A 16,162-nucleotide genomic window follows, 5' to 3' on the forward strand; every position below is an offset into this window, starting at 1 on the left:
TAGTCAAGTTTCATCATTTATTTTTTATTGAAGGTCTGACATCTTACTACTAGTAAGTTTCTTATTTTTTAAGTTAAAAGTATAAAATTTTAAAGTTAGATAAGTGTCTAGCCCCATTAAGGTGCTTGCTCTTTTCTACGCTAGGAGTGAAAAAATATGGAGTATGTCATTGAAATGCTCAATATCCGAAAAGAATTCCCAGGAATTGTTGCGAACGATAACATTACCCTGCAACTGAAAAAAGGTGAAATTCATGCACTGCTAGGGGAGAATGGTGCAGGAAAATCAACGTTAATGAACGTTCTATTTGGTTTGTATCAGCCAGAGAAAGGCGAAATTCGCGTAAAAGGTAACCCCGTAAACATTACAAATCCGAACATTGCCAATGATCTCGGAATTGGAATGGTACATCAGCATTTCATGCTTGTTGATCCTTTCACCGTAACAGAAAATATCATTCTAGGAAAAGAAATAACAGCAGGCGGGAGAATTGATATTAAAAAGGCAGAAAGAAAAGTAAGGGAAATTTCTGAGAAATATGGATTAGCTGTTGATCCGAGCGCGAAAATTGCTGATATATCTGTTGGGATGCAACAACGTGTTGAGATTCTCAAAACGTTATACCGTGGTGCAGACATTCTTATTTTTGATGAACCGACAGCTGTATTAACGCCGCAGGAAATCAATGAGTTAATCCAAATCATGAAGGCGTTAATTAAAGAAGGAAAATCCATCATTCTGATTACACATAAATTAAAGGAAATTATGGAAGTTTGTGATCGAGTAACAGTCATTCGTAAAGGTGTCGGGATCGGTACATTAGATGTTAGTGAAACGAATCCAAACGAACTTGCTAGTTTAATGGTTGGAAGGGAAGTTACCTTTAAAACAGAAAAAACCGATGCAAATCCACAACAGGAAGTTTTAGAGATAAGCAATCTTCATGTGAAAGATGCTCGTGGACTAAAGGCTATCAATGGCTTGAATTTAACGGTTAAAGCTGGAGAGATCGTTGGGATAGCTGGAGTTGATGGGAATGGGCAAACCGAATTGCTTGAGGCCATCACAGGGCTCGTAAAGTCTGAGAGTGGTTCAGTGAAACTGAATGGAAAGGAAATTCTCAGTCTTTCACCTCGAAAAGTAACGGAATCGGGAATTGGTCATATCCCACAAGACCGTCATAAACATGGCCTTGTTCTTGATTTTCCAATTGCAGAAAATATGGTTTTGCAAACGTATTATCAAAAACCATACTCAAAAAATGGTGTCTTAAATTATAAGAAAATTTACACGAAGGCAAAAAGCTTAATAAAAGAATTTGATGTTCGTACACCAAGTGAATCGACATTGGCTAGAGCATTATCAGGTGGAAATCAACAAAAAGCGATTATCGGCCGTGAAGTTGATCGTAATCCTGACTTGCTAATTGCTGCTCAGCCAACACGTGGACTTGATGTTGGGGCAATTGAGTTTATTCATAAACGTCTAATTGAACAGCGTGATAATGGAAAAGCAGTTTTGCTTATTTCATTTGAATTAGATGAAATTATGAATGTAAGCGACAGAATTGCTGTTATTTATGAAGGAGAAATCGTAGCCATTGTTGATCCGAAGCAAACGACTGAACAAGAATTAGGATTATTAATGGCTGGCTCGAAACAGAAGGAAGCAGGTGAACAAGCAAATGTCTAGTCGTCTTAAAAATATGATAGTTCCTATTTTGGCCGTTTTACTAGGAATGATTGTTGGAACAATTATTATGCTTGTTACAGGCTATAATCCGATTGATGCTTTTATCGCACTTTGGAATGGAGCTTTTGGGGAAATATATTATGCAGGTGAAGTGGTTAGACAAGTTACACCGTTAATTCTTGCTGGTTTAGCTGTAGCATTTGCATTTAGGACAGGCCTTTTTAATATCGGAGTAGAGGGACAATTAATTGTCGGCTGGTTAGCAGCTGTTTGGGTTGGGGTTGCCTTCGAATTACCGAAAATCATCCATTTACCTTTAGCCATTTTGGCAGCAGCAGCTGCAGGGGCGTTATGGGCATTTATCCCCGGATTTTTAAAAGCAAGATTTCGTGTGCACGAAGTTATTGTAACAATTATGATGAACTATGTCGCATTACATGTTACGAACTATATTGTAAGAACTGTTCTATCTGAAAAGAGTGATCGAACTGATAAAATTTTTGAATCTGCTTCACTTCGCTCTTCATTTTTGGAAAGTATAACTGATTATTCTCGATTGCACTGGGGAATAATTATTGCACTCTTCTGTGTATTTATTATGTGGTTTATTTTAGAGAAAACATCTCGAGGGTATGAATTGCGCTCAGTCGGTTTTAACCAACATGCTTCAGAATATGCAGGCATGAATGTCCGCTCTAATATTATTTTATCGATGGTCATTTCAGGTGCTTTTGCTGGACTTGCAGGGGCGATGGAGGGTCTTGGTACGTTTGGTTATTCAGCCATAAGGGGTGGCTTTACAGGTGTTGGGTTTGACGGGATCGCAGTTGCACTCCTAGGAGCAAATGGACCGATTGGAATCATTTTAGCAGCATTGCTATTTGGTGCATTAAAGGTTGGGGCCTTAAACATGCCTCTTGAAGCTGGTGTTCCTAATGAACTTGTTGACATTATTATTGCTCTAATTGTATTCTTTGTTGCAGCAAGCTATATGATTCGTGTCTTTATTGAACGTATTAGCAAAAAGGGGGTGAAGTAAGTGGGCATAATGGATATGTTGTTAATTATCATACCTTCTACACTTCTTTGGGCAGCACCACTTATTTTCACTGCATTAGGCGGAACGTTTTCAGAACGCTCAGGCGTTGTAAATATTGGTTTAGAAGGATTAATGGTTATTGGCGCATTTACCGCAATTGTTTTTAACTTAACTTTTGTAGATGTATTTGGAAATATGACTCCTTGGGTATCTTTATTAGCTGCGATGATTGTTGGTGCATTATTATCAGTATTTCATGCTGTTGCTTCCATTACTTTTAGAGCTGACCAAGTAGTGTCTGGAGTAGCGATCAATTTATTAGCAGTTGGTGCAGCACTATTCCTTGTTAAATTTATTTATGGAAAAGGTCAAACTGATATTATCCAAAAAGGGTTCCATAAAGTAGATATTCCTTTACTAAGTGATATTCCGATATTAGGAAAGCTGTTTTTCACTAACACTTACTATACTTCGTTTGTAGCGATTATCGCGGCATTTATTGCTTGGTATGTGATTTTTAAAACACCATTCGGTTTAAGACTTCGTGCCGTAGGAGAACATCCGATGGCTGCAGATACGATGGGAATAAATGTAACGAAAATTCGTTATATTGCTGTTATTTTATCAGGTGCACTAGGAGGAATAGGTGGAGGAATTTATGCGCAATCCATTACTTCTGATTTTGGCCATGCAACAATTAGTGGACAAGGATTTATGGCACTTGCAGCAATGATCTTTGGGAAATGGCATCCACTAGGTGCGATGGGTGCAGCATTGTTCTTTGGTTTTGCACAAAGCTTAAGTATTATTGGATCAAGCTTACCGTTCTTAGAGAATATTCCAAATGTTTATTTGTTAATTGCTCCGTACGTACTAACAATCCTTGCCTTGACAGGTTTTATCGGTCGTGCAGATGCACCTAAAGCTTCAGGAGAACCATATATTAAAGGAAGCCGTTAGGAACCATTTTCAAAATTAATTTTATTTATGAACCGTAATATAGCCCTCAATTCTATTTAGATAGAATGAGGGCTTTATTTGTTTGTTATTTGTCAGTGATAAATGGTCTTATTTCCTTTTCTTATTGAAAATAAGAAATAGGGCAAGTTATAGTAAGAATATGATTTAATTTAAGGAAGAATGTAGAAAATAACTTCATAATAGTTAACAGGAGGATATTAAATGGAAGTTATCTCTGAAACGATTAAACAAATGAATGGTTATTCGCTTCACATCATTAAAACCGATAAATATAAGACAAATACATTCGTGTGGAAAATGAAGGCTCCCTTAAATAAAGATGTTGTGACAAAACGTGCATTATTACCATATGTTTTGCAGAGTAATAGTGAAAACTATTCGACAACTGGAAAGTTGCGGTCTTATTTAGATGAGCTTTATGGAGCAACACTTTTTGTCGACTTAGCAAAAAAAGGTGAATATCACGTCATTACCGTTTCGATGGAAATTGCGAATGAAAAGTTTTTAGCTGATAACACACCTTTATTGAAAAAAGCACTTCAGTTTCTAGCAGACATATTAACAAAGCCAAATGCGAATGGACATTCATTTGATCCAGAAACAGTTGAGAAGGAAAAAAGAACATTAAAACAAAGAATTCAATCAGTCTATGATGATAAAATGCGTTATTCAAGCTTCAGATTAGTTGAAGAGATGTGTAGAGAAGAACCATACTCCTTACATGTACATGGACAGAAGGAGGAGGTTGATCACATTACGCCTGAAAATCTATATGAATATTTTGTAACTGCTTTTAATGAGGATGAGCTTGATTTATATGTAGTTGGAGATGTAGATGAGCAAGAGGTGTATGAGTATGCTCATGAAATACTTCAATTGAAAGAACGTACGCCAATGTCGGTTAACTCTGTAAGATATCCCAAAAAGGAAAATCCTCATATCGTCCGTGAAGAGCAAGATGTGAAGCAAGGGAAGTTAAATATCGGTTATCGAACAAATATTAAATACGGCGATCCTGATTATTATGCCCTTCAAGTTTTTAATGGAATTTTCGGCGGATTCTCACATTCAAAACTATTTATAAATGTTAGAGAAAAAGCCAGTCTTGCCTACTATGTTGCAAGCAGACTTGAAAGCCATAAAGGACTTATGATGATCATGTCAGGAATCGATAATAAAAACTATGATCAAGCCATTAACATTATCAATGCTCAAATGGAAGCAATGAAAAATGGCGATTTTTCAGACGAAGAGCTAATTCAAACAAAAGCGGTCATCAAAAATCAATTGCTTGAAACGATTGATACATCACGAGGAGTGATCGAAGTCCTTTATCATAATGTCGTTTCACATAAAGACGTTTCCCTTAAAGAGTGGCTAGATAAGATGGATCACGTCTCGAAGGAAGAAATTATTGCAATTGCTCACAAAATTCATCTTGATACGATCTATTTCTTAACGGGAAAGGGGGAGAAATGATAATGGAAAAGATTATGTATGATCAGTTACAAGAAGAAATGTATTATGAAAAATTAAACAATGGATTAGACGTATACGTTTTACCGAAAAAAGGCTTTAACAAAACATTTGCTACTTTTACAACAAAATATGGCTCAATCGATAATCATTTTCAACAAATTGGGACTAATCAATTTGTTCAAGTACCAGATGGAATTGCCCATTTTTTGGAGCACAAGCTATTTGAAAAGGAAGATGGAGATGTTTTCCAACAGTTTAGCAAACAAGGTGCTTCTGCAAATGCTTTTACGTCTTTTACAAGAACGGCCTATTTGTTTTCTAGCACATCAGATGTTGAAAAAAACCTTGAAACATTAATTAATTTCGTTCAAGAGCCTTATTTTACCGAAAAAACTGTTGAAAAGGAAAAAGGGATTATTGGCCAAGAAATTACGATGTATGATGATAATCCAGATTGGCGATTGTATTTCGGGCTTATTCAAAATATGTATCACAACCATCCCGTGAAAATTGATATTGCAGGGACGATCGAGTCGATTGCTCCAATAACGAAAGATATGCTTTATGATTGTTACAACACATTTTATCATCCGAGCAATATGCTGTTATTTATTGTGGGTCCAGTTGATCCTCAAAAAATAATGAAGCAAGTAAAAGATAATCAAGCCAGCAAAAAATACGAAGACATGCCAGATATCAAGCGTAAGTTTGAAAGTGAACCAGAAGAGGTTGCAAAGAAAAAGCAAGTTTTACAAATGAATGTACAAACATCGAAATGTTTAGTTGGGGTAAAAACACTAAATGTAACTCAATCTGGCCAAGAAATGCTAAAGACCGAGTTAAGCATTAACCTTATGCTGGATATCATGTTTGGAAAAAGCTCTGAGCACTATAATTCACTATATAATGATGGATTGATTGACGATACATTTTCCTATGACTATACACAGGAAAAAGGCTTTGGCTTCGCTATGGTTGGTGGAGATACGAGCGACCCAGACAAATTAGCTCAAACATTGATTGCATTGCTATTAAAGGCGAAAGAAGATGGAAGTATTACGGTTGAAGCTCTTGAACGTTCGAAGAAGAAAAAGATAGGTGGATTTCTGCGCGCTATTAATTCACCTGAATATATCGCGAATCAATTCACGAGATATGCATTTAATGAAATGAATTTATTTGAGGTTGTCTCAATGCTTGAAAGTATTACCATAGATGATATCAAAAAAATGGTTCATGAGTTTGTTTCTGAAGAACGGATAACTGTATGTCAAATTATCCCGAAAAATAAGTAACAGAAAAGCGCCATTTGGCGCTTTCTTAAAGATAAGAAAGTATAAAATATTTGAAGTTTGAGAACTGTCTAGCTTCAGCGCCTAGCGAACTTCCTTCCCTCTCCTTACGATAAGTTAACATCGCTCGTTTCACTCATCGTGTTTCCTTTATCTTGTCGAGGTCAGTCCAGTTTGTACGTCGTTAACCAAGGCGCTTACGCTTTTCTAATTGGAGTTGGATGAATGAAAAAATTTGTTTTAATTACAGGCGCAAGTGGTGGAATTGGTGGGGCAATCGTACTTAAATTAGCAGAGGAAGGCTACTCTCTATATTTACATTACAATAAAAATAAGCGTGCAATTGACCAGCTTTTGGATGGAATACAATCATATGGGGGTGAATATATTCCAATTCAAGCAGACCTCTCCACAAACAATGGCTATAAAAAATTAGCTAAAAATATTTTTTCCATTGATGGGATCATCCACAATAGTGGAACGAGCTACTCTGGGCTCCTATATGATGTAAAAGATGAGGAGGTCGAAAATTTACTAAATGTTCATGTGAAAGCACCCATCCTATTAACAAGGGAGCTACTTCCAAAATTATTGGCAAAAGGACATGGGAATATCGTCGTCATTTCGTCTATTTGGGGTCAAATAGGTGCTGCATGTGAAGTAGCCTATTCAACTGTTAAAGGGGCGCAAATCGCATTTGTGAAAGCATTAAGCAAGGAATTAGCTTTCAATGGAATAAGAGTTAACGGGGTTGCACCAGGAGCAGTTCAAACTGCAATGATGGAAGGTTTTTCATTTGAAGAACTTGAAGAAATCAAAAATGAAATTCCGATGGGAAGGTTGGCAACACCTGAAAATATTGCAGATTCTGTTTCCTTTCTCTTATCAGAGAAGTCATCCTATATGACTGGACAAATACTAGCAGTTAATGGCGGGTGGCATACATAAAAATCCTTTCATTTTATATGCATATTTTGTCTCCTTTTTATTCAAAATAACAATGTACTAAAGCTTTGACAAAAGGAGGATATTAATATGTCTGTACTTGAAAACTGGCAGCAGTGGAAGGATTTTCTCGGTGATCGACTTGACCACGGACAAGACCAAGGAATGAATAAAGATACAATCAATGATCTCGCCTATCAAATCGGTGATTATTTAGCTAAACAAGTTGATCCGAAAAATGAGCAGCAAAGAGTACTATCTGATCTTTGGTCTGTTGCAAGCAAAGAAGAGCAGCAAGCCATTGCGAATGTTATGGTGAAATTAGTCGAGAATAATGGGACACAATAATAATAATTTTTTACAAAAAAAAGAGGGGGAAACCTCTCTTTTTATTCTTTTTCAGTTTTTCAATTTTCTTCTCAATGCTTTTGTTTTCACTTTCATCTTTATGTGAAATCATTTATGATAAAAGAGGTAGTAAATATCACTTGGCAAAGGTATTGAGGGGGTATTTAAATGTGCAAAACAGAATGGTATTTAGAATATGAAATCCAAAAGGATCGACCTGGTTTGCTCGGTGATATTTCATCCTTGCTCGGCATGTTATCTATTAATATCGTGACAATCAACGGTGTCGAACAAGGGCGAAGGGGATTATTAATTTTAGCTGAGAATAATGAACAAATTGTTCGGTTAGAATCTATTTTACATACTATGGATACAATTAAACTAATCAAGCTCCGTTTACCTAAGCTAAGAGATCGCTTAGCAGTACGACATGGGAGATATATCCAGCAAGATGCGGATGATAAAAAAACCTTTCGATTTGTAAGGGACGAGCTTGGACTATTAGTTGATTTTATGGCAGAATTGTATAAGCAAGAGGGGCACAAACTAATAGGAATAAGAGGAATGCCTCGTGTAGGAAAAACGGAATCCATCGTAGCAGCAAGTGTTTGTGCAAATAAACGCTGGCTATTTGTTTCCTCTACTCTCTTAAAGCAAACGATTCGTAATCAGCTGATTCATGATGAATACAATGAAAATAATTTATTTATTATTGACGGGATAGTCTCTTCTAGGCGTGCAAATGAACGTCATTGGCAGCTCGTTCGTGAGATTATGAATATGCCCGCTATTAAAGTAGTAGAGCACCCTGATATTTTTGTGGAAAACACAGAGTATTCAATCGAAGACTTTGATTATATTATTGAACTAAGACATGATTCTGAAGAAGAAATTACATATGATATTGTAGATAAAACGAAAATGTTTTCTGAAACTGATTTTGGAGGCTTTGATTTTTCGTGAGTTGGAAGGTGTTGTAATTGACAGAAATTGGTAGCGTTTTAAAAGAAGCTCGGTTAGCAAAAGGAATGAGTCTTGATGAGCTACAAGATGCAACAAAAATTCAAAAGCGTTATTTAATAGGCATCGAAGAAGGAAATTATAGTATGATGCCTGGGCAATTTTATGTAAGAGCTTTTATTAAACAATATGCAGAGGCAGTAGGTTTGCTGCCTGAAGAGCTTTTTGAACAATTTAAATCAGAAATCCCATCTCCTTTAAACGAAGATATTCCTGAAAAGCTTTCAAGAGTTCAGTCACGAAAAAATATTGCACCAGGCAATTCTAAGCTTTTTGATATTCTTCCGAAGATTTTGATCATTGTATTCATTATAGGAGCTTTTGCAGTCTTTTATTATTTTTTTCAGCAAAAGGACAGTGGAAAGAGTCCTCAACAAACAGATGATCAAATCCAAAATGAACAAGTGAATGTAGAGGAATCTGAAAATTTCACGAAGGATAATGAAAAAGATTCTGACAAAAATACTGAGGACATCGATGAAGAAGAAAATAAAGAAGAAGAAGTAGTGCCAGAAACGAAAAAGCAGGAGATTACTGTTGCTGAGTCAGGTGGTACTAAAACCGTTTATGAGTTGAAAAATGCTGATAAGTTTGAATTGAAAGTCGTCTCAACTGGTGAGACATGGGTTAATGTGAAAAATGGAAAAGGTGTTTCATTGTTTCAAGGTACTTTAAAATCAAAGCAACCTGATAATGACAGCCAAACGTTTGACTTTTCAAATGAAACTGAAGCCGTTATAAGAATAGGCAGATCTACTGAAACTGAAATATATGTAAATGATGAAAAAATAGATTTTGCTATTTCACCAGCTCAAGCTGTCCGGCAGGATATTACCATTCGCTACTTTCCGAACAATGAATAGTCATCTATTTGATGACTATTTTTCGATGTATATACAAAATTGGAGGTAAATCATGAATCTGCCAAATAAAATTACAATCTCAAGAATCTTTTTAATTCCTATCTTTGTCATTATTATGCTCGTTCCATTGGAATGGGGAGATGTGTCTCTTTTAGGGGCTACCCTACCTGTGACACATCTAGTAGGGGCGTTCATATTCATCATAGCTTCAGCAACCGACTGGATTGATGGTCATTATGCGAGAAAGTATAATCTTGTCACAAATTTAGGTAAGTTTCTTGATCCACTTGCAGATAAATTACTTGTTTCTGCTGCTTTAATCGTTCTTGTAGAACTGAATTTTGCGCCATCATGGATCGTCATCATCATTATTAGTAGAGAATTTGCTGTCACTGGTTTACGTCTTTTACTAGCTGAGGGTGGAGAGGTAGTAGCAGCAAAAACGTTAGGAAAAATAAAAATGTGGACACAAATTGTTGCGATATCAGCTTTACTTTTACATAATATCATTTTTGCGATGTTTTCAATTCCATTTGCAGATTTTGCGCTTTGGGTAGCGATGTTTTTTACCATTTGGTCTGGTTGGGATTATTTTGCGAAAAACTTACATGTCTTTCTTAATTCAAAATAAGGTGGCGTTTTAATGAATGCAGAAATAATCGCGGTTGGCTCAGAATTATTGCTTGGCCAAATCGTCAATTCAAATGCCCGCTTTTTATCAGAACAATTAGCAGGATTAGGGGTTAATGTTTTTTATCATACGGTAGTCGGCGATAATCCCGTTCGCCTTAAATCGACGATTGAAATTGCTGAGACCCGTTCAGATCTCATAATTTTTACTGGGGGACTTGGACCAACAAAAGATGATTTAACGAAGGAAACGATAGCGAGGCATTTAAATAAGCAGCTTATTATGGATGAGCAAGCTTTGAAAACCATCGAGCTTTTTTTTGAGCGTACAAATCGGATAATGACTGAAAATAATAAAAAACAAGCACTTGTATTAGAAGGGTCTCATATTTTACAAAATGAACACGGCATGGCTCCTGGTATGCTGCTTGATTATGGCAAACATAAGTACATGCTTCTTCCTGGTCCGCCACATGAAATGGAACCGATGTTTTTATCATTCGGGCTTCCTGCTCTTCGCTCGAAGCAACAAGATGATGGTGTAATCGTTTCTCGAGTATTACGCTTCTTTGGAATTGGTGAAGCAATGCTTGAAACAGAAGTTGAGGATTTAATTGATAAGCAAAATAATCCAACTATTGCTCCTCTTGCTTCAAATGGAGAAATTACACTCAGACTAACAGCGAAACATCAGCAAATAAAAACAGCTATGCAGCTATTGGATGAGACTGAAAAGGATGTTCTTAAACGTGTTGGTACGTATTTTTACGGTTATGATCGTACTTCCTTAATGCATGAACTTACGAAACTAATTAGTAAACATCATTTGACTATTTCTTGTGCGGAAAGCTTGACTGGTGGTATGTTTCAAGAGAGGCTTACAGCTATTCCTGGTGCAGGCAATTTACTGAAAGGTGGAGTTGTTTGCTACACAAATGAAGTGAAGTCAAATGTGTTAAATGTTAAAAAAGAAACCATTTCTGAAAATGGGGCTGTTAGCGCTCGATGTGCAGAAGAGTTAGCTACAAATATTGCGGAAATGATGAACACGGAAATTGGAATCAGTTTTACAGGAGTTGCTGGCCCAGATGAATTAGAAGGAAATCCTGTCGGTACAGTATTTATTGGTATTTTTCTAAAAGGCCAGCCCATCCAAGTTGAAAAATTGAATCTCGGTGGTTCTAGAGAATCTATCCGTGAAAGAAGTGTTAAGTACGGATGCTATTTTTTAATTAAAAGGTTAAAAGAGATTCAGAATGCCATTTGATGCATTCTGATTTTTTTCATAGCACCACAAATGTTATTCATTAAGGGCTCTAATTATTTGATTATTTACTATTTTTCTATTTTCTAAGTTAAAAGACTTTGAAAATTCGATTTTTTCCTAGCAATTTTCTCATTTTCTTCTAGAATTGTACCTTGAAAAAAGACGAATGAATGTTCGAATTTTTGCTCGACAAACAGAATGAAAACGTTTATAGTAAAGATAGGCATTAATAAGAGACTAAAACTAGCAAGGCTTAATAAAGGAGGAAAAATTCGTGAGTGATCGTCAAGCAGCCCTTGAGCAGGCGTTAAAACAAATAGAAAAGCAGTTTGGTAAAGGTTCAATAATGAAGCTAGGTGAACAGACTGACCGGAAGATTTCTACTGTTCCTAGTGGATCTTTAGCTTTAGATGCTGCCCTTGGAGTAGGCGGATACCCGAGAGGAAGAATTATTGAAGTATATGGACCAGAGAGCTCTGGTAAAACAACTGTTGCATTACATGCTATTGCGGAAGTGCAGGCTGCAGGTGGTCAAGCTGCCTTTATTGATGCAGAGCATGCACTTGATCCTACTTATGCACAAAATTTAGGGGTCAATATTGATGAATTATTGCTTTCACAGCCTGATACAGGGGAACAAGCATTAGAAATCGCAGAGGCTTTAGTAAGAAGTGGTGCTGTTGATATTCTCGTAATTGACTCTGTTGCCGCGCTTGTACCGAAGGCAGAGATTGAAGGAGAAATGGGTGATTCCCATGTTGGACTTCAAGCACGACTCATGTCCCAAGCACTGCGTAAGCTATCAGGTGCAATTAATAAATCAAAAACAATTGCTGTGTTTATCAACCAGATTCGTGAAAAGGTTGGTGTTATGTTTGGGAATCCAGAGACAACACCAGGTGGAAGAGCTCTTAAGTTCTATTCAACGATTCGTCTAGAAGTTCGCCGTGCAGAAACATTAAAGCAAGGTACAGAAATGGTCGGGAATAAAACGAAGATCAAAGTTGTTAAAAATAAAGTGGCTCCTCCGTTCCGCGTAGCTGAAGTTGATATTATGTATGGTGAAGGGATTTCAAAAGAAGGAGAAATTATTGATTTAGGCTCGGAACTGGATATTGTTCAAAAGAGTGGCTCTTGGTATTCCTATAATGAGGAGCGTTTAGGCCAAGGACGAGAAAATGCAAAGCTATTTCTTAAGGAAAATCCTGATATTCGATTGCAAATTCAAACACAAATTCGTGAGCATTACGGTCTAGATGCTAGTACTGCAAATAGTGGTGATGAAGAACAAGAGGAATTTCAATTGATTGAATAAATATGTGTAGAGAGCAAAGCTGTTTATATGCAAGCTTTGCTTTTTTACTATTTTCTATTGAATTTATCATGCAAACCCACTAAACCTTGACAATGAAATTCCACACCTTTACAATTAAAAATGTATATTTTGCATTTTATGATGATTGAAAACGTTGAAAAGCCTTTGTGCTGTATATTGAATGGACAATGTACATGCCGACACTTTAGAAACGTAACACAAAAAAAGTTCATAGCAAGAGGAGGTGAAATGATGGAAGATTTACCTGTTATCATCATCTCCAGTTTGCTTGGCCTATTCGTCGGTGCAGTTGTTAGCTATTTTGTTTGTAAGTCCATTGCTCGGGCTAAAGTTGCAGGAGCTAGAGATGCTTCTGAGCAGATTTTGGAAGATGCGAAGCGAGAAGCAGAAGCATTAAAGAAAGAAGCTCTTTTAGAAGCAAAGGATGAGATTCACAAGCTTCGGACAGAAGCTGAGCGTGAAATTCGTGACCGAAGAAATGAATTCCAAAAACAAGAAAATCGTTTACTGCAAAGAGAAGAAAATCTAGATCGAAAAGATGAAACGTTAGATAAACGTGAAAGCCAATTAGAGAAGAGGGACGATTCTCTTAACAAAAGACAACAGCATATTGAAGAGATGGAAAGCAAAGTGGACGAGATGGTGCGAGCACAACAAGCTGAACTAGAACGCATCTCGGGCTTAACTCGTGAAGAAGCAAAGTCCATCATTCTAGAGCAAGTGGAGCAGGAAGTTGCTTACGAAACTGCAATCATGATTAAAGAGAGCGAAACTAGAGCAAAAGAAGAAGCAGATAAAAAGGCGCGAGATATTTTATCTTTAGCAATCCAACGCTGTGCAGCAGACCATGTGGCTGAAACGACAGTCTCTGTTGTAAACCTTCCAAATGATGAAATGAAAGGAAGGATTATTGGGCGTGAAGGACGAAATATTCGAACGCTTGAAACACTTACAGGTATCGATCTTATTATCGATGACACACCTGAAGCAGTTATCTTATCAGGCTTTGATCCAATCCGTCGTGAGACAGCTCGCTTAGCTTTAGATAAGCTTGTACAGGATGGCCGAATTCATCCTGCTCGGATTGAGGAAATGGTTGACAAGGCCCGCAGAGAAGTTGACGAGCATATCCGTGAAATTGGTGAGCAAACAACATTTGAAGTGGGTGTTCATGGACTCCATCCGGATCTAATCAAAATTCTTGGCAGACTTAAATTCCGGACAAGCTACGGTCAGAATGTATTAAAGCATTCAATCGAAGTTGCACAGTTATCCGGAATGTTGGCAGCTGAGCTTGGCCAGGATGAAACATTAGCACGTCGCGCTGGTTTGCTTCATGATATTGGAAAGGCAATTGACCATGAAGTAGAAGGAAGCCATGTTGAAATTGGGGTTGAGTTAGCAACAAAGTATAAAGAACATCCAATTGTTATTAACAGCATTGCTTCTCACCATGGAGATACTGAACCTACATCGATTATTGCCGTTTTAGTTGCTGCTGCTGATGCATTATCAGCTGCAAGACCTGGTGCAAGAAGAGAAACACTTGAAAACTATATTCGTCGACTTGAAAAGCTTGAAGAGATCTCTGAGTCTTATGATGGTGTTGAGAAATCTTTCGCAATTCAAGCTGGACGTGAAGTTCGAATATTAGTGAAGCCAGACCAAATTGATGATCTCGAAGCACATCGATTAGCTAGGGACATCCGTAAGAAGATTGAAGAAGAGCTTGACTATCCAGGCCATATTAAAGTAACGGTTATCCGTGAAACAAGGGCTGTGGAGTATGCAAAATAAGGCGGTGCATAAGCATCGCTTTATTTTTTTTGAATATTTTTAATGAATAAAGCAAGTTAAAATTGTGTTAGACTGAAAAAGAGACAATCTATAAGGAAGGACCTGTTCATGAAAATTTTATTTATTGGTGATGTCGTCGGCTCAATCGGTCGTGACATGGTAAAAGAATATGTTCCAAAGCTAAAGGATAAATACCGCCCGCAAATTACGATTATAAATGGTGAAAATGCTGCAGGTGGAAAAGGAATCACCGAGAAGATTTACCGAGGATTTTTAGAAGTTGGTGCTCAAGCAATCACTTTAGGCAACCATACGTGGGATAATAAAGAAATCTTCGAATTTATCGATGATGCGAAATATTTAGTGCGGCCTGCTAATTTCCCCGAAGGAAATCCTGGTAGTGGAATTGTTTATTTAAGATATAATCTCGTTGAAGTTGCAGTAATAAACCTTCAAGGTAGAACGTTTATGCCGGCGATTGATTGTCCATTTAGAAAAGCGGATGAATTAATTAAGGAAGCTAGTAAAAGAACGCCCATTATTTTTGTCGACTTCCATGCAGAAGCGACGAGTGAAAAACAGGCAATAGGCTGGTTTTTAGATGGGAAGGTGTCAGCTGTAGTTGGAACACATACCCATGTACAAACAGCTGATAATCGTATTTTACCTGGGGGAACTGCCTACATATCTGATGTAGGAATGACCGGTCCATATGATGGGATACTAGGTGTTGAAAGAGAAGCAGTGTTGAAAAGGTTTTTAACAAACTTGCCTGTTCGCTTTGAAGTTCCAAAAGAGGGACGCCACCAGCTAAGTGCTGTATTAATGGAGATCGATCCTAAAACAGGGAAAGCGAAGAAGATAGACAGAATTATGATAAATGATGATCACCCATTTTATTCTTAATAATAATACGGCTGTATTCTTTTAAAAAAATTTAAAAGGATGCAGCTTTTTTATGCTTGTCACTCTTGGTCAAGCCGCTTCCGCTTTTCTATGTCTAGCTTCCGCTTTTCTAATTTATTTCGTCCAAGCCGGAATATGTGATTTATTAGCTGAATATAGTAGCAATGGAATGATTTATTCCTGAACTATTCATACGAATTAGCAAGGGTAGAGTTTGCTCGTTCATAGGGGTAAAACAAGGAGGAGCTAGGAATGGAAATATTAAAAGTTTCAGCAAAATCTAATCCTAATTCTGTAGCTGGTGCACTTGCTGGAGTTCTGCGTGAAAGAGGCGGAGCAGAAATCCAAGCGATTGGGGCAGGGGCATTAAACCAGGCCGTGAAGGCAGTAGCAATCGCAAGAGGATTTGTGGCGCCTAGCGGTGTGGATTTGATTTGTATCCCTGCATTTACAGATATAAAAATTGATGGGGAAGAACGTACAGCAATAAAGCTCATTATTGAACCAAGATAGGGAGATAACGCACGAAAATATTTAGTAATGTAGTAGTCTCGTTGTACAGTTTGA

General features: G+C 37.2%; 15 protein-coding genes. All 15 read left to right on the forward strand.

Going from position 1 to position 16,162, the window contains the following annotated elements; all coding sequences use genetic code 11:
* Positions 1 to 156 precede the first annotated feature (156 nt).
* The 15 genes from nupO (at position 157) to spoVS (ending at position 16,108) form a co-directional block, all read left to right on the forward strand.
* Entirely contained in the window at positions 157 to 1,692 is a 1,536-nt protein-coding gene (gene nupO / locus KDN24_RS10715) for a guanosine ABC transporter ATP-binding protein NupO (protein WP_409974849.1), read from the forward strand.
* Complete coding sequence (locus tag KDN24_RS10720) at positions 1,685 to 2,731, forward strand: ABC transporter permease (RefSeq protein WP_409974850.1); 1,047 nt, start codon at positions 1,685 to 1,687, stop codon at positions 2,729 to 2,731. The genes nupO and KDN24_RS10720 overlap by 8 nt, the downstream gene beginning before the upstream one ends.
* Positions 2,732 to 3,691 (forward strand): ABC transporter permease, encoded by a 960-nt coding sequence (locus KDN24_RS10725; protein WP_409974851.1) that lies wholly within the window; start codon positions 2,732 to 2,734, stop codon positions 3,689 to 3,691. It begins immediately after the preceding gene.
* A 222-nt stretch (positions 3,692 to 3,913) separates the two neighbouring features.
* Positions 3,914 to 5,191, forward strand: a complete 1,278-nt coding sequence (yfmF, locus tag KDN24_RS10730; RefSeq protein WP_491348411.1) for an EF-P 5-aminopentanol modification-associated protein YfmF — start codon at positions 3,914 to 3,916, stop codon at positions 5,189 to 5,191.
* A gap of 2 nt (positions 5,192 to 5,193) precedes the next feature.
* Positions 5,194 to 6,486, forward strand: a complete 1,293-nt coding sequence (yfmH, locus tag KDN24_RS10735) for an EF-P 5-aminopentanol modification-associated protein YfmH (RefSeq protein WP_409974853.1) — start codon at positions 5,194 to 5,196, stop codon at positions 6,484 to 6,486.
* Positions 6,487 to 6,708: 222 nt separating this feature from the next.
* On the forward strand, positions 6,709 to 7,431 hold the full coding sequence (ymfI, locus tag KDN24_RS10740; protein ID WP_409974854.1) for an elongation factor P 5-aminopentanone reductase: 723 nt from the start codon (positions 6,709 to 6,711) through the stop codon (positions 7,429 to 7,431).
* Between the two features lie 87 nt (positions 7,432 to 7,518).
* The gene (locus tag KDN24_RS10745) at positions 7,519 to 7,776 is read left to right on the forward strand and encodes a DUF3243 domain-containing protein (RefSeq protein WP_409974855.1); all 258 of its coding nucleotides are present in this window, start codon (positions 7,519 to 7,521) and stop codon (positions 7,774 to 7,776) included.
* Positions 7,777 to 7,944: 168 nt separating this feature from the next.
* Positions 7,945 to 8,739, forward strand: coding sequence for a DUF3388 domain-containing protein (locus KDN24_RS10750; RefSeq protein ID WP_409974856.1), 795 nt, complete (start codon positions 7,945 to 7,947; stop codon positions 8,737 to 8,739).
* 17 nt (positions 8,740 to 8,756) lie between these two features.
* A complete protein-coding gene (locus KDN24_RS10755; protein WP_409974857.1) occupies positions 8,757 to 9,659 on the forward strand; it encodes a helix-turn-helix domain-containing protein in 903 nt (300 codons plus the stop codon).
* Between the two features lie 52 nt (positions 9,660 to 9,711).
* Positions 9,712 to 10,290, forward strand: a complete 579-nt coding sequence (gene pgsA / locus KDN24_RS10760; RefSeq protein WP_409974858.1) for a CDP-diacylglycerol--glycerol-3-phosphate 3-phosphatidyltransferase — start codon at positions 9,712 to 9,714, stop codon at positions 10,288 to 10,290.
* Positions 10,291 to 10,302: 12 nt separating this feature from the next.
* On the forward strand, positions 10,303 to 11,556 hold the full coding sequence (locus KDN24_RS10765) for a competence/damage-inducible protein A (RefSeq protein WP_409974859.1): 1,254 nt from the start codon (positions 10,303 to 10,305) through the stop codon (positions 11,554 to 11,556).
* 274 nt (positions 11,557 to 11,830) lie between these two features.
* Entirely contained in the window at positions 11,831 to 12,871 is a 1,041-nt protein-coding gene (gene recA, locus KDN24_RS10770; RefSeq protein WP_409974860.1) for a recombinase RecA, read from the forward strand.
* Positions 12,872 to 13,123: 252 nt separating this feature from the next.
* Positions 13,124 to 14,689: a ribonuclease Y gene (gene rny, locus KDN24_RS10775; RefSeq protein ID WP_409974900.1), complete on the forward strand. Its 1,566-nt coding sequence runs from the start codon at positions 13,124 to 13,126 to the stop codon at positions 14,687 to 14,689.
* A 108-nt stretch (positions 14,690 to 14,797) separates the two neighbouring features.
* Entirely contained in the window at positions 14,798 to 15,595 is a 798-nt protein-coding gene (gene ymdB / locus KDN24_RS10780) for a 2',3'-cyclic-nucleotide 2'-phosphodiesterase (protein ID WP_409974861.1), read from the forward strand.
* A gap of 252 nt (positions 15,596 to 15,847) precedes the next feature.
* On the forward strand, positions 15,848 to 16,108 hold the full coding sequence (spoVS, locus tag KDN24_RS10785) for a stage V sporulation protein SpoVS (RefSeq protein WP_409974862.1): 261 nt from the start codon (positions 15,848 to 15,850) through the stop codon (positions 16,106 to 16,108).
* The last annotated feature ends 54 nt before the right edge of the window (positions 16,109 to 16,162 follow it).

The organism is Cytobacillus sp. Bva_UNVM-123 (assembly GCF_046351715.2).
Classification (GTDB): domain Bacteria; phylum Bacillota; class Bacilli; order Bacillales; family Cytobacillaceae; genus Cytobacillus.